This is a genomic window from Catellatospora vulcania (assembly GCF_009720385.1).
GTDB classification, from domain to species: Bacteria; Actinomycetota; Actinomycetes; order Mycobacteriales; family Micromonosporaceae; genus Catellatospora; species Catellatospora vulcania.
The window spans coordinates 292,460-308,801 of sequence record NZ_ML769304.1 but is presented as its reverse complement, the minus strand read 5'-3'; the positions used below and the strand labels follow the sequence as shown (position 1 = coordinate 308,801).

The 16,342-nt window shown below is 72.7% G+C and carries 14 protein-coding genes; 5 read left to right on the top strand and 9 right to left on the bottom strand.

Going from position 1 to position 16,342, the window contains the following annotated elements; translation table 11 throughout:
- Positions 1–53: 53 nt before the first annotated feature.
- Entirely contained in the window at positions 54–602 is a 549-nt protein-coding gene (locus F6W97_RS11635; protein WP_230686595.1) for a hypothetical protein, read from the top strand.
- A 48-nt stretch (positions 603–650) separates the two neighbouring features.
- Here F6W97_RS11635 and F6W97_RS11630 read toward each other — a convergent pair whose 3' ends face one another.
- The 4 genes from F6W97_RS11630 to F6W97_RS11615 form a co-directional block, all read right to left on the bottom strand.
- Positions 651–1,736, bottom strand: coding sequence for a TerC/Alx family metal homeostasis membrane protein (locus F6W97_RS11630; RefSeq protein ID WP_155370258.1), 1,086 nt, complete (start codon positions 1,734–1,736; stop codon positions 651–653).
- A 615-nt stretch (positions 1,737–2,351) separates the two neighbouring features.
- Positions 2,352–3,023 (bottom strand): class I SAM-dependent methyltransferase, encoded by a 672-nt coding sequence (locus tag F6W97_RS11625; RefSeq protein ID WP_155370257.1) that lies wholly within the window; start codon positions 3,021–3,023, stop codon positions 2,352–2,354.
- Positions 3,024–3,079: 56 nt separating this feature from the next.
- Positions 3,080–4,147, bottom strand: a complete 1,068-nt coding sequence (locus F6W97_RS11620; RefSeq protein WP_230686594.1) for a dipeptidase — start codon at positions 4,145–4,147, stop codon at positions 3,080–3,082.
- Positions 4,144–5,451, bottom strand: coding sequence for an amidohydrolase family protein (locus F6W97_RS11615; RefSeq protein WP_155370256.1), 1,308 nt, complete (start codon positions 5,449–5,451; stop codon positions 4,144–4,146). Before F6W97_RS11615 ends, F6W97_RS11620 begins: the two co-directional genes overlap by 4 nt.
- A 79-nt stretch (positions 5,452–5,530) precedes the next feature.
- Here F6W97_RS11615 and F6W97_RS11610 point away from each other — a divergent pair, with 79 nt between their 5' ends.
- Both F6W97_RS11610 and F6W97_RS11605 read left to right on the top strand, forming a co-directional pair.
- Positions 5,531–6,313: an IclR family transcriptional regulator gene (locus F6W97_RS11610; RefSeq protein ID WP_230686593.1), complete on the top strand. Its 783-nt coding sequence runs from the start codon at positions 5,531–5,533 to the stop codon at positions 6,311–6,313.
- On the top strand, positions 6,310–7,251 hold the full coding sequence (locus F6W97_RS11605; RefSeq protein WP_155370255.1) for an ornithine cyclodeaminase family protein: 942 nt from the start codon (positions 6,310–6,312) through the stop codon (positions 7,249–7,251). Before F6W97_RS11610 ends, F6W97_RS11605 begins: the two co-directional genes overlap by 4 nt.
- On the opposite strand, the gene fdhA is transcribed toward F6W97_RS11605, so the two are convergent.
- Entirely contained in the window at positions 7,252–8,454 is a 1,203-nt protein-coding gene (gene fdhA / locus F6W97_RS11600; protein ID WP_155370254.1) for a formaldehyde dehydrogenase, glutathione-independent, read from the bottom strand.
- 144 nt (positions 8,455–8,598) lie between these two features.
- Between fdhA and F6W97_RS11595 the strand changes: the two genes are divergently transcribed.
- Entirely contained in the window at positions 8,599–11,400 is a 2,802-nt protein-coding gene (locus F6W97_RS11595) for a poly(A) polymerase (RefSeq protein WP_155370253.1), read from the top strand.
- A 46-nt stretch (positions 11,401–11,446) separates the two neighbouring features.
- On the opposite strand, the gene F6W97_RS11590 is transcribed toward F6W97_RS11595, so the two are convergent.
- The 4 genes from F6W97_RS11590 to F6W97_RS11575 form a co-directional block, all read right to left on the bottom strand.
- Positions 11,447–12,565, bottom strand: coding sequence for a DUF3103 family protein (locus F6W97_RS11590; protein ID WP_155370252.1), 1,119 nt, complete (start codon positions 12,563–12,565; stop codon positions 11,447–11,449).
- A 233-nt stretch (positions 12,566–12,798) separates the two neighbouring features.
- Complete coding sequence (locus F6W97_RS11585; RefSeq protein ID WP_155370251.1) at positions 12,799–13,986, bottom strand: RtcB family protein; 1,188 nt, start codon at positions 13,984–13,986, stop codon at positions 12,799–12,801.
- Positions 13,987–14,129: 143 nt separating this feature from the next.
- A complete protein-coding gene (locus tag F6W97_RS11580; RefSeq protein WP_155370250.1) occupies positions 14,130–14,741 on the bottom strand; it encodes a hypothetical protein in 612 nt (203 codons plus the stop codon).
- A 22-nt stretch (positions 14,742–14,763) separates the two neighbouring features.
- A complete protein-coding gene (locus tag F6W97_RS11575) occupies positions 14,764–15,375 on the bottom strand; it encodes a PadR family transcriptional regulator (protein ID WP_155370249.1) in 612 nt (203 codons plus the stop codon).
- A gap of 55 nt (positions 15,376–15,430) precedes the next feature.
- On the opposite strand from F6W97_RS11575, the gene F6W97_RS11570 reads away from it, so the two are divergent.
- Positions 15,431–16,306 (top strand): CE1 family esterase, encoded by an 876-nt coding sequence (locus F6W97_RS11570; RefSeq protein WP_155370248.1) that lies wholly within the window; start codon positions 15,431–15,433, stop codon positions 16,304–16,306.
- Positions 16,307–16,342 lie beyond the last annotated feature (36 nt).

Below are 16,342 nucleotides of genomic sequence, written 5' to 3'. Positions count from 1 at the left end.
CGGCCCGTCGTCCGGCCCGGGGATCGGCGGAACCGCCGTATTAGGGTGGGCCGGTGGAGGACGGCATGGTGGACGGCGACGCGGACCTGGTCGCGGAGTCGTTGCAGGGGTGGCTGGCCGCGGTGGCCTTCGCCGATCGTGATGCCGACCAGGTGACCGAGCTGCTGACCGAGGCCGTGCTGGCGTGGGGCACCGCGCAGGGCTGGCGCGTGTACCGCAGGGCCGCCAGCGTGGTGAAGCTGCCGCCGCCGTACGAGGACCGGCATTCGTGGGTGGACGTGGGCATCGCCAGATCGGGACTGCCCCCGGTCGTGGTGGAGATCGACCAGTCCGAGCGGCGGCGCACACTGGAGAAGCTGACCGCCGAGGCGGCGGAGGGCCGGGTCGCGGTGTGGCTGCGCTGGGGCGCAGGTCCGTTCACCACGCCCGCGCTCCCGGTCCGGCTGGCGACGTGCCAGGTGAGCGGCCGCAAGGACGCCTCGGGCCGACGGCTGTTCTCCGCACCGGTCGCGTCCCGGCCCGCGCCTTCGCACAGCGGCGCGGACCTCGGCGAGGCAGACCAGGGGGACCTCTTCGCAGCCGGTGGCCCGGGTCCGGCCTGACGGACCGCCGAGCGCCCGCGGTGCGGCGTCGGCGGTCCGAGGCAGGGGTCAGCGTCGCGGGGCGGTGATCTCCGCGGGCGACCGGGTGCCGCCCAGTTCGTCCCGGTCCCGGTCCCGGTCCTCGTCCTCGGCCGCTGCCGCTGCCGCAAGGGCGCGGGCGTCGCGGCGGTTGGCGGCAATGCTCGCCAAGGTGACGGTGACCAGAACGCCGATGATGACGGCCAGCGACAGCAGCGTCGGCACCTCCGGCAGCACCGGCCAGACCCCGTGCGCCCAGTGCAGCACCAGCTTGACGCCGATGAACGCCAGGATGAGCGCCAGGCCGTGGTTCAGGTAGCGCAGGCTGCTCAGCGCGTTGTGCAGGACGAAGTACAGCGCGCGCAGGCCCAGCAGCGCGAACGCGTTGGTGGCGAAGACGAGGTACGGGTCCTCGGTGACGCCGTACACGGCGGGCACCGAGTCGACGGCGAACACCACGTCGGTCATGAAGACCGCGGCGACGACCAGCGCCATCGGGGTGAGCGTACGGACACCGGCGCGGCGGACCGTCAGCTTGGAGCCGTTGTACTCGTCGGTGACCGGCATGAACCGGCGCAGCATCCTCACGCTGCGCATCTTGTCGATGTCGATCTCGTGCGCGCCGCCGCGGAGCGCGTCGCGCATCACCTTCACCGCGGTGGCCAGCAGCACCGCTCCGAACAGGACGAACGCCCAGGTGCCGGTCTGCAGCACGGCGGCGCCGGCGGCGATGAAGACCGCCCGGAGCACGAGCGCGCCGACGATGCCGTACAGCAGCACCCGCTGCGCGAGCTGCGCGGGCACCGCGAACGCGGCCAGCAGCAGCATGAACACGAACAGGTTGTCCACGGACAGGGACTTCTCCACCACGTACCCGGTGAAGAACTCGACCGCGGGTGTGCCGCCGAACCGCCACCAGACGAAGAAGCCGAAGGCGACGGGCAGCGCGAGGTAGAAGACGGTCCAGCCGACCGCCTCGCGCATGCTCACCGCGTGTGGGCGGCGGGTGATCGCGAAGTCGACGGCGAGCAGTCCGAGCAGGACCAGGACGGTGGCCGCCCACAGCCACGGGGTGCCGATGGTGGTCAGGGCAGCGGCAGAGGTGTCGACAGGCATGCGGAGACTCCAGACGTGTGCGTCTGAGGTCTCCCTCACCCGCGCGAAGCGCGGGCGACCGCCCGGGGCCGGAAGGCCGGCCGTACTGACCGGAGCGATCTGTCGAGGTACTCCCCTCGCAGGTCAAAGTACCGGTGCCGACTGTGAGTTTCCTGAGGGTGACGGGTGGGGCGGGTGCGCTTGCCGTGGCCGGGCCGTGCGACGACCGTGGAAGGGAAGCCGTCGTTCGAGAGAGGGGACGATGATCGAGTTCGTGATCACCTTCTTGCTGCTGGCGTGCGGCATCATCGCCGGGCTGGCACTGATGACCCCGCCGTACCGCGGCCCGGGTGAAGACCGCCTGCGCCACCGCTGAACCCTCCGCGTCGATCATGAACTTATGGCACGGCTCACCGGCGTGTCGCCGCCCTAACCTCATGATCGACTGGCAGGGGCGGCTCGTAATGCCGCGTAGATCGCTGTTTCGTGTCATGAACTGCGGTCTGGCCCCAGGTTTCGACCTCAAACAGCGATCATCTCGGCCGCCCGCCCGAGGACGGCGGTGATCATGAAGTTGTGGCGGGGACACGCCGGTGAGCCGTGCCATAAGTTCATGATCAACCCGTGAAGGCGGGGTCAGGGTTTGGTGGCGGTGAAGGCGAACAGGTCGGGGACGGCGTTGCCGCCGGTTTCGGTGACCCGGTCCAGGTGCAGGCCGGCGGTCATGACCGCGTTGAGCAGGTCGGCTAGGGGGATGTGCCAGCCGCCGACGCGGGCGCGTACGCCGTCGGGGTTCCAGGTCTCGAACGTGTGCTCGCGGTCGGCGTAACGTTCGTCGACGACGACCCGCGGCTGGCCGCTCCAGTCGGCGAACGCGCCGATGAAGCACGGGTGCACGCCCAGGTGGACGAACCGGCCGCCGGGTTGGAGCACCCGGGCGATGTCGGCGATGACCGCGCCGTAGTCGGGCACGTCGGTGCTGGCGAGTACGCATACGGCGGCGGGCAGGGAAGCGTCGGCGAACGGCAGCGCGGCGGCGTCGGCGACCGCGACGGGCAGCCGGTGCAAGGCGTGGCGCAGCTGTCCGGCGGACAGGTCCACCCCGACGGGTGTCCAGCCGAGGTCCGCGACGGCGGGCGCGTGCGCGCCGGTGCCGCAGCAGACGTCCAGGCAGATCCCGTCACCCGGACCGAGCAGTTCGGCGATGGTGGCGTGGACCCGCCGCAGGTATTCACCCGCGGCGGGTGACATGAAGTCGTTGTACCAGTCGGCATGCGCGTCGTACGCGGCTGTCGTCCCCGTCCCCATGCCGTCGAGATTAGGCAGGGGACCGCCCGGCGGCGGTCCTCGTTCGCTCAGGGCGTTCAGGCGGCCCAGACGCGGTCGGCGTAGTCGAGGAAGTTGCGGCCCATGACCTTCTCGATCCTGGTGGAGCTGAAGCCGCGCTGCTCCATGAGCCGGATCAGCTTGTGGAACTGGTCCACGCCGCGCAGGTCCTCGACGAACGGGAACGTGTCGGCGCGCTCGCCGGCCGCGCCGACTCCGGCGGCCTGCCGGTGCGCGACGTGCTCGGCGAGTTGCTCGCGGTAGCCGTCGAGGTCGTCGATGGAGGTGACGGTGCCGTCGGTGCCGATGCCGACGAAGTCCTCGCCGCACACGTTCACCGCGTGGGCGATGTGGTCGACGACGTCTTCGGCGCGGGCGTGGCCGGTGGCGTTGACGAACGGCATGAAGTAGATGCCGACGAAGCCGCCACGCTCGGCGACCAGCCGCAGCTCCTCGTCGGTCTTGTTGCGGGGCAGGTCGACCAGGGCCCGGCAGCCGGTGTGGTTGATGGACACCGGCAGCTTCGCCACCCGGGTGGCTTCCAGGCAGGTGTTCTCGCCGCTGTGCGACAGGTCGACCATGATCCGGCTGTCGCACAGCGCCTCGACGACCTCGTGCCCGAACGGGCTGAGCCCGCGGTTGCCCGGGGCCATCGAGCCGTCGCCGATGTGGTTGGCCTGGTTGTAGGTGAGCTGGATGACGCGTACGCCCAGGTGGTGGAACTGGGCGACGCGGGTGGGGTCGTCGCCGACGGCGACGGCGTTCTGGAAGCCGTAGATGATGCCGACCTTGCGGTCGCGGTGCGCGGCGCGGATGTCATCGGCGGTGAGCACCTTGACCAGGTCGCCGGGGTTGGCGGCGACGAACCGGTCCCAGATCTCGATCTCGCGCAGGGTGTGGGGGTACGGCTCGGCGTCGCCCATGGTGTAGCCGAGGGTGATGTTGACCGCGGTCAGGCCGGAGGCGTGCGCGTCGGCGATGGTGCGCGCGTCGATGGTGAGGTCGTCGCTGTCCTGGACGAGCTTGTGCGCGGCAGACAGCGAGTGCTCGGCGTTGGGGTTGTCGAGGATGCCCAGCGCATTGATGATCATGTAGTCGGTGCTCACTGCTCGTCCTTCCGGAAGTCGCCGCGGTCGAAGCGGCGGCCGCGCTTGACGGTGTACTCGATGCTGTCCAGGTTGGCCATGTCGGCACGCGGGTCGCGGGCCAGCACGACGAAGTTGGCCAGCTTGCCCGCCTCGACGGTCCCCATGGTGTCCTGCGCGCCCATACTGATCGCGCCGACCAGCGTCGCGCAGCGGATGACCTGCTCGGCGGGGATGCCGCAGCGGTCGGCCAGGAACGCCATCTCGGCGTGCAGCGACGGGAAGGGGTGCTCGGGGTCGGTCTCGTAGTCGGTGCCCGTGGAGACGAGCACGCCCGCGCGGAACGCGTCGCCGGTGAGCTTCGCCGACAGCACGTCGTTGGCCAGCGCCCGCGCCTTGCCCTCGGCGTCGTCGGCCTGCTCGGCCATCCACGTCCACATGCTGCCGGTCGCGTCGAGCACGGTGCCGCGCTGGCGCATCAGGGCGTAGAGGGCGTCCAGTCGCTGGTCGCCGTCGCGCACCAGGCGCTCGACGTCCACCGGGGCCTTCGTCTTGTACGACGTCAGCGGCTCGTCGGCGGTCTCCTGGGCGAGCAGCGTCACGTGCGAGACCGCGTCCACCCCGGCCGCGACGACCTGGGCGGGCGTCGCCGGGAACACCGCGGCGTGCGCCCACACCCCGATGCCCTGCCGCTTGGCCTCGGCCGTGATCGCGGCGACGGTCGAGCCGGGCAGCTCCGCGTACACCTTGATGGCCGTGGCGTGGGTGCCGCGCGCCATCGCGACCGCCAGCGGCAGGTCGGTGTCGTCGTCGATCGCCTGCATCCACGGCACGTGGCCGGGGGTGCCGCCCTGGGAGACCTGCCAGGTGCGCGGGTCGTCGAAGAAGGTCGGCCCGGCCATCAGCGACGCGTAGGCGATGTCGGGGCCGGGGATCTCGCCGGTCCGGGTGGCGCGGGTCAGGTCGGCGATCTGGCGCAGGTCGTCGGCCATGTCGCGGATCGCGGTGACGCCGCCGTACACCTGCCGGCGCAGCGCGGCCTCGGCGACCGGCCGGTTCGGCGGGGTGGCCAGGTGCTGGTGCGAGTCGATCAGGCCCGGGATGACGTACGCGCCGCCGACGTCGACCGTGGCCACGCCGTCGGGCACGGTGACCTGGTCGTCCGGCGTGACCTCGATGATCACGTCGCCGTCGACCACGATCGTGGTGCCGGGCCGGGCCGGGCCGCCGGTGCCGTCGATGAGCGTGGCGTTGCGGTACGCGGTGACCGTGCCGGGCTCGGGCGGGGCGTACGGGGTCGGCGCGGGCTCGTCCACGTGGGCCATCGGTGCTCCTTGTTACAACAGATGTAACGTCTGTATCGTTACTTGAAACGTCAGTGCACTGTACCCCAGGAGGCGACCCGTGCCGAGATCCGCCAGCTCGGCGGTGGACAAGGCGCTCGACCTCATCGAGGCCGTCGCCCGCGCCGACCGCCCGCTCCGGCTCGGCGAGCTGGCCCAGGCCGTCGGCCTGCACCGCGCCACCGCCTACCGGGTGCTGCTCGACCTGGTCCGCCGCGGCTGGGTCCTGCGCGCAGGGGAGCACTACCTGCCCGGGTCGGCGGCTTTGCAGGTGTCCCGGTCGGCCGCGACGCGGTCACTGGGCGCGCTGTGCCGTCCCGTTCTGGAGGCGCTCGCCGAGCGCACCGGGATGATGGTCAACCTGCAGGTCCTCGAAGCCGACCGGTCCCGCGTCATCGACGTGGTGCGCCCGCCCCGCCTGGAGATGATCAGCGATCTGCGCGACGAGGCGCTGCCCGTGCACCGCTTCGCCGGGCCGCTCGCTCTCGTCGCCCAGCTCGACGAGCAGGCCCGTACGCCGTATCTCGCCGTAGCCCAGGCCGCGGGGCACCCGCTGGACGGCCCCGGCGGCCTGCTCGCCGACATCGCCCGGGTGCGCGACACCGGCTTCGCCGTCGAACACGGCCGCAACGACAAGGTGATCGGGTCGATGAGCCGGGCGGTCGTCGCCGCGGGTGGCGGGCCGTTGTGCGCCGTCACCCTCGTCGGACCCGACGCCGAGTTCGGCGTACCCCGGCTGGCCGGACTGGAACACGCGCTGGCCGAAGCCGCCACCGCACTGGCCTCGATCCTGACCGACCGGGCCGCCGCCAAGCCCGCCACCCCCGAGGGGAACCTTCGATGAACCAGGTGCTCGTGCTCGACAAGGAGCAGACCAGGGCTGGGCTCGACCTGCTGCGGGTGCTCGACGCGGTCTCGGTCGCGCTCGTCGCGCTGAGCCGGGGCGAGGTCAGCGCGCCGCCGCGCATCGCCGCCCAGGCGCCCGGTGGGTTGCTCGGCGCGATGCCCGCGTACGTCCCAGGGATCGGCCTCGCCGCCAAGCTGGTCTCCGTGTTCTCCAGCCCCGGGCAGTCCGGGCGCAGCTCACATCGCGGCCTGGTGGCGCTGTTCGACGAGCACGACGGCCGGGTGCGTGCCCTGCTCGACGCCGAGCCGCTGACCGCCGTACGCACCGCCGCGTCGGCGACGCTCAGCATGCGGGCACTGCTGCCGCAACCGTCCCGGGTCGCCGTCCTCGGCGCCGGCGTGCAGGCCACCGCGCAGGTCGCCATGCTCGCGGCGCTGGATGCGACGATCCCGGTCGTCGTCGGCGGCCGGGACGCCGCCCGCACGGCGGAACTGGCGGCCCGGCACCCGAAGGCCGAGGCGGCGACCATCGAGGCCGCGGTACGCGACGCCGACGTGGTGTTCTGCTGCACCGGCGCGACAGAGCCGCTCTTCCCGAGGGCCTGGCTGCGCGAAGACGTGCATGTCAGCTCGGTAGGCGGCTCGCACGGGCACGAACTCGACCCGGCCGTGGTCGCCGACGGCACGCTGTTCGCGGAGTGGCCGGGGGCGGTCACCGCCGCGCCGCCCGCCGGGGCGTACGAACTGCAGGGTCTCGACCCGGGCCGGGTCACGCTGCTCGGCGCGGTGCTGGACGGCGCCCGCCCCGGCCGCGCGGGCCGGGGCGGGCTGACGGTGTTCAAGTCGACCGGCCACGGCGCCCTCGACGTGGCCGCCGCCGCGGTCGTGCACGACTGGGCGCGGGCCCATGGCGTCGGCACGGCCGTGGCCATGTAGTCAGACGCCCGCGCCGACCAGCTCGCGGTTCGGGTCGAGCACGTACTTGCTCGCCGCGCCGTGGTCGAAATCGGTGTAACCCTTCGGGGCGTCGTCGATGGGCAGCACCGTGGCGTGCACGTTCTTGGCGATGTGCGTGCGGTCGTGCAGGATCGCCATCATCAACTGCCGGTTGTACTTCTTGACCGGGCACTGCCCGGTGGTGAAGCTGTGCGACTTCGCCCAGCCCAGCCCGATGCGCACACGCAGGCTGCCGACCTTGGCCTCCTCGTCCTTGCCGCCCGGGTCGCCGGTCACGTACAGCCCCGGCACACCCAGCCGGGCCGCCGGCCGGGCGATCGACATGATGTCGTTGAGCACCGTGGCCGGTTCCTCGCCGGCGTCCGCGCCGTGCCCGCGCGCCTCGAACCCGACCGCGTCGACCGCGGCGTCGACCTCCGGGTCACCGGTGATCTGCTCGATCATCTCCGCGAGCGCGGCATCCTCGGTCAGGTCGACGGTCTCGCAGCCGAAGCTGCGGGCCTGGGCCAGCCGCTGCTCGTTGAGGTCGCCGACGATGACGACCGCCGCGCCCAGCAGGAACGCCGACGTCGCCGCCGCCAGCCCGACAGGTCCGGCCCCGGCGATGTAGACCGTGGAACCGGTGGTCACGCCCGCGGTGTAGCAGCCGTGGTAACCGGTCGGGAAGATGTCGCTCAGCATGGCCAGGTCCAGGATCTTGTCCATGGCCCGGTCCTTGTCCGGGAACTTCAGCAGGTTGAAGTCCGCGTACGGCACCAGCACGTACTGCGCCTGGCCGCCACGCCAGCCACCCATGTCCACGTAGCCGTACGCCGCACCGGCGCGGGCCGGGTTGACGTTGAGGCATACGCCCGTGTGGCCCTCCATGCACATGCGGCACCGGCCGCAGGCGATGTTGAACGGCACCGAGCACAGGTCGCCGACCTTGATGAACTCGACATCAGGGCCGACTTCGACCACCTCGCCGGTGATCTCGTGGCCCAGTGTCTGCCCCTCCGGGGCGGTGGTGCGGCCGCGGACCATGTGCTGGTCGCTGCCGCAGATGTTGGTGGCGACGACCTTCAGGATCGCGCCATGGTTGATCTTGCGGTGCTGTTCCGGTAGTTCCAGCTTCGGGTAGTCGAGGTCTTCGACGCTGACGTGCCCAGGGCCCTGGTAGACGACGGTCTTGTTGCCCGGCATCGGTGCCACCCCCAGTCGTGTATCGGCACTTCCTTTCCATTTTCCCAGTTCAGAGACGTTTTAACGCGATCGCTGAGGCGAAATCCGGTAGGTGCGGGGCGGGCCTGTGGGAATACTTGGGTCGATCAACGACAGGCGGGGGACATGCGTACCAGCGAGCAGATCTACCACCGGGTGCGCTGGGATCCGCGGTTCGACCCGGAACGCTTCGTGCTCGGCGTACGCCAGCGCGGGGCCGGGCCCAAGCGGGTGCCGCTGCCCGCGTTCAAGCCCGGCGGCGACGTCCCGTGGCACCGGGTGATGTTCATCGAGGCCGACGGCGTGCTCGTCTGGGATCGCGCCACCGGCGTCGACCGGGTCGACACCTCCGGCGCGGGTCTCGTGCGCCACCAGGGCCTGCTGCCCGCGCCGTTCTTCACGCCGGGCACGGCGCACACCTTCCAGCCGGGCCGGGGTTGGCGTCCCGCGCCCGCCCCGGAACCCGCCGCACCCGGCCGGCTGCGGCTGCTCACCTGGAACACCCTCTGGAACCGGTACGACAGCGACCGCATCGACACCGCCCGGCGGCGGCCACTGCTGCTGGCGGCGATCGAGGCCGCCGACGCCGACGTCATCGCGCTGCAGGAGGTCGAAGCGGAACTGCTCACCATGCTGTGCGCCGCGCCCTGGACACGCGACCGGTACACCGTGAGCTCCGCACTCGACGAAACCGTCCCCGGCGGGCTGGTGCTGCTCAGCCGGCTGCCCGTACGGGAGGTCGGCAGCCACCGGCTCGCCCCGCACAAAGCCGTCGTCGCGATCGTCGTCGACACCGCGGCCGGGCCGCTGGCCGTCGCGGCCACGCACCTGAGCAGCGACCACTCGGCCGACGGCGCGCGGCGCAGGCAGGACGAGCTGACCCTGCTGGCGGAGGGCCTGTCCGACATCGGGGCCGACGTGGTGCTGCTCGGCGACTTCAACGACGACGGCAGCGCGCCGACCGCGATGCTCGGCATGGACGACGCCTGGACACAGGTGCACGGGCCGGGCGACGCCACACCCACCTTCGACCCGGTCGCCAATCCGCTGGCGGCGGTGTCCTCGCTGTCCGGCGCGGCCCGGCGGCTGGACCGGGTCCTGCTGCGCGGCGCCGCGGCCACCTCGGCCGTGCTGATCGGCGACCGCCCCGAGCCGGACGGGCTCTTCCCGTCCGACCACTACGGCGTGGTGGTCGACCTGGCAGTCGCCGGGGCGAGCGAGAACGACGTGCTCGACGTGGCGCCGACCGCGCGGACCGCGCTGGCCTGGCTGCCGCCCGAGCGGCTGTGGCCGGCGGTCCAGGAGCTGCGGCAGGCCCACGACCCGCAGTTCCACCGCTGGCCGCCGCACGTGAACGTGCTGTTCGGGTTCGTGCCCGAGGCCGACTTCGAGCGGGCCGCGCCGCTGCTGGCCGCGGCCGCAGCCGAGGTCCCGCCGTTCCCGGTGCGGCTGGGCGGCGTGCACACGTTCGGCCATCGCGACGACGCGACGATCTGGCTCGACCCGGCCGCCGACGGTGACGCCCCCTGGCATCGCCTCTGGCAGGCGCTGCGGCAGCTATTCCCGCGCTGCCGCGGCCGGGCCGAGGGCTTCACGCCGCATCTGACCCTGGGCCGCAGCCGCGACCCGCAGCGGGTCGCCGCCGCCTGTGCCGCCGCACTCGGCGAGTCCCGGGCGCAGGTCGGCGAGCTGGTGCTGCTGTCGCGGCGCGGCGACGAGCCGATGCGCCCGCGCGCCGTGCTGACGCTCGGCGCCGGCGACCTGCGCTGGCTGCCCGACCCGCCCCACCCGGACACCGAGGCCACCCCGACCCCGTCGGCCGTCGAGGCAGGCGTGGCCTCCGTCGTCGAGCGCCTGGCCGGGGCGTTCGCCGAGGGCGTCGTACACGTCACCGGATCGCGGCGGATGGGCTGCGCGCTGCCGGGAGCCGACCTGGACCTGGTGGCGGCGCTGCCGGGCCAGGCCGATCTCGCCGAGGTGGCGGCGCGGGTGACGCGGGCGCTGCCCGACGCGGTCGCGGTGCGGTCGGTGGCCGAGGCCCGGGTGCCCAGGCTGCGGTTGTCGGTCGGGGACCTCGACGTGGACCTGGTGGCGGTCGGCACGGGTGGGCTCGATCCCGCCGAGGCGGTCGGCCGCCGCGCCGAGCTGGGGCAGGACGCCGCCGTGGCGCTGAGCGCGGTCAGCGACGCCGCTGCGGTACGCGCCGCGACCGGCTCCCGGCACGCCGCGTTCGCGCTGCTCGCGCTACAGGTGAAGGGCTGGGCGCGAGCGAAGGGGCTCGACAGCGCGCCGTTCGGCGGGCTGCCCGGTCTGGCCTGGTCGGTGCTCGCCGCACGGACCGTGCTCGGCGCGCCGGTCGACGCGACCGCGCAGGCGCTGCTGCGGCGGTTCTTCGCGGACTGGGCCGCATGGGACTGGCGGCAGGCGGTGTCGCTGACCGGCGACGTCGGCGGCGTACATCCCGAAGGCGCCCTGCTGACGCCGACCGCGCCCGTGCGCAGCTGCGCCGACCAGGTCGGACCGGGCGGGTGGGAGCTGCTCGTCCAGGAGCTCTACCAGGCGTGGGAGACCACGGAGGAGGCGTCGGGGGTCGGTGTCGAGGCGTGGTGGCCGCTGCTCACCGCGCCGCCACCGCTGCACCGGCGGCACGCCCACTGGCTCGTGGTCGAGGTCCGGGGCGACGAGGCGACACCCGGCCGGGTCCGCGGGCGGATGCGCGCCCTGCTGAGCCTGCTCGGCGAGGCCGGGGCCACCCACGCGCACGCCTGGCCGCGGCCGTTCGAGACGGGGGCGGTGACCCGCTACGCCGTCGGTCTCGGCCGCGCCGAAACGGGTCCGGCGCTGGCCGCCGCCCGGCGGTGGGCCGGGGAACTGCCCGGCGTCGAGGTGGCCGTGGTCGACAACGGCGCGGTCCCGACCCTGCGCTGAGCTGCTGCCGTGGGCCCGTTTCGCGGCGGGCCCACGGCGGAGGTGATCAGAGCGGGGCCACCCAGTACGGGCTGACCTCCAGCCACCCGTGGGCGCCCGCGCCGTTGAGCCGGCCGCTGCTCGCGGTGGACAGGGTGTACCAGGCGTCGACGAAGTCGGGGTCGTCGGTCCACCAGGACGTCGGGATGGCCGACAGGATCGCGTCGACCAGCGGGATGTACGCCCCGACGTCGGCGATGGTCAGCAGCACCGCGGCGATGGCCTGGGCGAGCTGCTGGTAGTTGGTGTCGCCGTCGTCCTCCATCATCACGACGTCGGCAAGGTTGTACTTGTACGCGGAGAAGTGCACCAGCAGCTGGTTCGGGTAGTACGTGGTGCCGTCGTGGTCCAGGTAGGGCATCTGCACGACGTCGACCTTGGGGTGGCCGTCGAGGCCGAAGCCGCTGACGATGCTGTAGACCTCGGCCGCGCCCTTGATCCACGGTTCCTGGTCGTCGGACAGCCGGACGGCGTTGACCTTGGTGGCCCAGTAGCCGCCGTTCGCGAGCGCGGCGGGCGCGGACACGGGGGAGACGCCGCGCTGGGCGAGCGCCTGCCGCAGGATGTCCAGGCCGGCGGGCAGCGCCTTGGCGACGTCCACCTCGACGACGATCACGGGGCGGGTGGGCACGCGGGCCGGGTCGAGCAGCACGCGGCGGCCGTCGGGCTCGTAGGCGACGATCGCCGCGGCCTCGTCGTCACCGGGGGCGGCGGCGACCAGCGGGACGGCGCCCGCGGCGAGGGCGGCGGACATGCCGTCGGCGGCCAGGCGGGCCCGGACCAGCGAGCCGACGGACGCAGGCAGGCCCTTGGCGGCGCGTACGGCCCGGTCGGCGGTGTCGACCCGGCCGGTGAGGGCGGTGCCGGCCCGCAGCGTGGACAGGTCGACGGGACCGGATCGCACCGCGGAGACCAGGGCGCGGCGCGCGGAGGGGTCGGTCAGCGAGGCGGCCACCTGCCGGGCGAGGGTGTCCAGGGTGGACGCGACCCCGGCCGGGGCGAGCGCGGGGGACTGCTGCGCGATGGCCTGGTGGGGGACGTGCGCGGTGGCCGGGGACGCGGTGAGCACGGCGGCGGCCGCGATACAGACCGGTAGGACGAGATGGCGCAGGGGCGATGGGCGCATGACGTCTCCTTCGCATCCGATCCCGCGCTCGTGGCGCAGGATCTCATGTGTCTCAATGGATGCGGTACATAGTGGACCGTCCGGCATGCCGAAGGCAAGGCTTGCCGATCATGTGCACGGGGAGTTCGGCCCGCGTTCACGCAGCCCCCGCCACGACGCTGCTCAGCAGCACTGCGGTGTCAGGAAGGGCACCTTCACGACGCATGGCGTGGTGAAGGTGCCCTTCCTTCGTCTCAGCCCTTGACGCAGACGATCTGCTTGAGGCGGGCGACCACGGTGACCAGGTCGGACTGCTGGGCCATGACCTCGTCGATGTCCTTGTAGGCGGCGGGGATCTCGTCCACGACACCGTTGTCCTTGCGGCACTCGACGCCCTTGGTCTGCTCGGCCAGGTCGCGGGTGTTGAAGCGGCGGCGTGCCTCGTTGCGGCTCATCTTGCGGCCCGCGCCGTGCGAGGCCGACTGCAGCGCCGCGGCCGAGCCGAGGCCCCGCACGATGAACGACGACGCGCCCATCGAGCCCGGGATGATGCCGAAGTCGCCCGCACCCGCGCGGATCGCGCCCTTGCGGGTGACCAGCAGCTCCTGCCCGTCGTGCGTCTCCTCCGCCACATAGTTGTGGTGGCAGGAGATCTCCGGCTCGAAGGCGACCTTCTTGAACTGCTTACGCACCACCTCGCGCAGCAGCGCCATCATCACCGCCCGGTTGCGCCGGGCGTAGTCCTGCGCCCAGAACAGGTCCCGGCGGTAGGCCTCCATCGTCGGCTCGCCGGTGACGAACACGGCCAGGTCCGGGTCCGGCAGGTCGGCGTTGTGCGGCAGGTCCTTGGCCTTGGCGATGTGGTACTGCGCCAGGTCGTTGCCGACCCCGCGGGAGCCCGAGTGCAGCATCAGCCACACCCGGCCCTCGCCGTCCAGGCACACCTCGATGAAGTGGTTGCCGCCGCCGAGCGTGCCCAGCTGCTGCATCACCCGGCCCTTGCGCCGCAGCACCTGCTGGGCCGACAGGTCGTCGAAATCGGTCCAGAACCGGTGCCAGCCGCGCAGGCCCGTGTTGAGGTGGTCGACGTCGACCGAGTGCTGGTGCAGGCCCATGCCGACCGGCACGGCCTTCTCGATCGCGGCCCGCAACCTGGCCAGGTCGTCGGGCAGGTCGCCGGCTCGCAGCGACGTCAACTGTGCGGTCATGCCGCAGCCGATGTCCACGCCGACGGCGGCCGGAGCCACCGCGCCGCGCATGGCGATGACGGAGCCGACCGTCGCGCCGATGCCGACGTGCACGTCGGGCATCACGGCCACGGCATGCGTCCACGGCAGGGCGGCGACGTTGCGGAGCTGGTCCATGGCGCGTTCGTCCACGGCCGCGGGATCGGCCCACAGCCGCAGCGGCGCTGCAGTGTCACTGATGGTCTGGAAAGGCATTTCGGTGTTCCCCCGTCGTTGGCGCCGACTGAGGAGTGTGCCGAGCCGCGTGCCGTCTGGCCACTCAATATCAGTGTCCCGCGCGCAGCGTGCGAGCGACCATCGGCGTGCTGCGCCAGGTCGCCCGACGGGCGAGACGGTAGTCAGTCGTCGTCGTCCGAGTCCGTGAAGTCGGGCACGGGATGGTCCAGACCGGTGTCGTCGCCCGTGCCCGACAGCTGGTGCGCGGGCGTGATCCGCCGCCTGCGCAGCACCGCGAACAGCAGCCAGAGGCCCGGGGCCAGCCACAGCAGGGCCTGGATGCTCGCCATGATCAACTGGTCCTGGAAGGCCCCGTGCGGGCCGTCGCCGTAGACGGCCAGGGTGGCTCCGGTGTCGCGGGCGGGCACGGCGGTGCCGGGCCGCATGTCGGGCGGTGGATTGTCCAGGCGTACGCCGTCGCGGATGTCGTGATCCTCCGCGATGAACGTGCCGATCCAGGTCTCCGCGGCCGGCGTCGAGTCGTTCACGTTCACCTCGGTGGCCACGAACCGGCCCGCCACGCCGTCACCGCGCTCGGCGTGCCACGAGGCCACCAGCTCGTCCGTGGTGCGCGATCCCGTCATCGAGCAGAACGCCGCCGCGGGCAGCAACAGCAGCAGCATCCAGATGGCGCCCCAGCGGCGCATGGCGCGCCATGCGACGGCCGCCAGCACCAGGTACAGCACCGCCAGCACAAACGGCAGGTACGCCACGACGCGCTCGATATCGGCCACGGCCGTACGGTATCGGGGCGGTTCAATCCGCAGGGGGTTCGCCGTAGGCCACGGGGTGGCCGGTGCGCAGGCAGGCGGCCAGCCAGCGGGCCCAGCGGTGCACGGCGCGCTGCGACTCGATGCCCATCATCAGCACCGCGAAGTTGCCGAACCGGGGGTGGACCGGATCGTCCTGGCCGGCGGCGCGCATCCGTTCCGCGTCCTGTTCGTACTCCGCGAGCAGGCGTGCGGACCGCTCGGCGAGGTCGATGTAGACGGCGGCCATGGCAGCGGGGTCGGCGCTGGTGGCGGCATACGCCTTCAGGGTGATCTCGCTGCGCGGCTGGGCGGTCGGCGGGATCACGAGCCACGCGCGCAGGGCCGCGAGCCCGGATGCGGTGATGGCGTAGGTCTTCTTCGCACGGGGGCCCGGTCCCGCCTGCTCGACGGAGTCGACCCAGCCCGCGGCGGCGAGGCGGGCCAGTTCGGGGTAGATCTGGCTGTGCCGGGCCGTCCAGAAGTGCCCGAGGGGTGCTTTGACCTGCTGGGTCAGCTGGTAGCCGGTGGCCGGGCCGCGGGTGAGCAGGGACAGCAGCGCGTAGCCCAGCGTCGAGCCGGCCGTCGTTGCCGAATCGTCACTCTCGACGGCCGCCATACCGCCTCCTCACTATGTAACTTCTGACATGTCAACTCTGACATAGGGGGTACCCGTGAAACGAGTCCTCGCCCTGCTCGGCATCGTCACCGTACTCACCGCCTGTAGCCCCGCCGCGCCGACGCCGCCCGCGGCGAGCCCGAGCCCGGCGCTGAGCCTGCCGCCGGACCAGCCCGGACCGGGCGACCACCGTCTCGCGATCGTGCACGCCGGGGTGAAACGCGACTACACCCTGCACGCGCCGCCCGGCTACCAGCCGGGACAGACGCTGCCGCTGGTCCTGGTGCTGCACGGCAGGCCCGGCACCAGCGCGGGCGCGGCGGGCCAGAGCGGCATGAGCCCGCTCGCGGACAGGGCCGGGTTCCTGGTCGCCTACCCGCAGGGCGCGGGCGGCTCGTGGGATCCGGGCACCGCCGGTGACCCCGCCAGCGGCGACATCGGATTCATCGCCGCCCTCGTCGACCACCTCGTGTCCACCTGGCACGCCGACCGCAAGCGCGTTCACGTCGCAGGCTTCTCCGCCGGCGCCGCGTTCAGCTACCGGCTGGCCCGGGAGCTGCCTGGCCGCTTCGCGGCGATCGCGCCGGTCAGCGGCCGGATGGACAACGTGGCCGCGTGGACCGCGTCGCTCGGCGCGGCCAACCCGGTGTCGGTGGTGACGTTCCAGGGCGGGCAGGACATCCTCTCGCCCGCGTGGAGCACCACGAACCAGTCCTGGCGGGAGGCCGCGGGCTGTGCCGAGCCGGTGGTCACCCCGATCGCCGGCGCGCGCGGCAAGGCCGAGCGCCGCGTGTCCGGCTGCGCCAACGGCGGCGAGCATGTCGTGTATGCGATCCCGGCCATGGCCCACGAGTGGCCGAACAGCCGCGAGCACCCTGTCGACGCGTCCAGCCTGATCGCCGAGTTCTTCGCCCGCCATAGCCTGCCGTAGCGCCACGGCCTGCCCGGCCGCCGCGACGAGCGGGCC

Coding starts and splice junctions, on each gene's coding strand:
- fdhA (WP_155370254.1), bottom strand. CDS start 8,454: ATGCCGGGCAACAAGACCGTCGTCTACCAGGGCCCTGGGCACGTCAGC.
- F6W97_RS11615 (WP_155370256.1), bottom strand. CDS start 5,451: ATGGCCCACGTGGACGAGCCCGCGCCGACCCCGTACGCCCCGCCCGAG.
- F6W97_RS11625 (WP_155370257.1), bottom strand. CDS start 3,023: ATGGGGACGGGGACGACAGCCGCGTACGACGCGCATGCCGACTGGTAC.
- F6W97_RS11590 (WP_155370252.1), bottom strand. CDS start 12,565: ATGCGCCCATCGCCCCTGCGCCATCTCGTCCTACCGGTCTGTATCGCG.
- F6W97_RS11605 (WP_155370255.1), top strand. CDS start 6,310: ATGAACCAGGTGCTCGTGCTCGACAAGGAGCAGACCAGGGCTGGGCTC.
- F6W97_RS11595 (WP_155370253.1), top strand. CDS start 8,599: ATGCGTACCAGCGAGCAGATCTACCACCGGGTGCGCTGGGATCCGCGG.
- F6W97_RS11630 (WP_155370258.1), bottom strand. CDS start 1,736: ATGCCTGTCGACACCTCTGCCGCTGCCCTGACCACCATCGGCACCCCG.
- F6W97_RS11575 (WP_155370249.1), bottom strand. CDS start 15,375: ATGGCGGCCGTCGAGAGTGACGATTCGGCAACGACGGCCGGCTCGACG.
- F6W97_RS11585 (WP_155370251.1), bottom strand. CDS start 13,986: ATGCCTTTCCAGACCATCAGTGACACTGCAGCGCCGCTGCGGCTGTGG.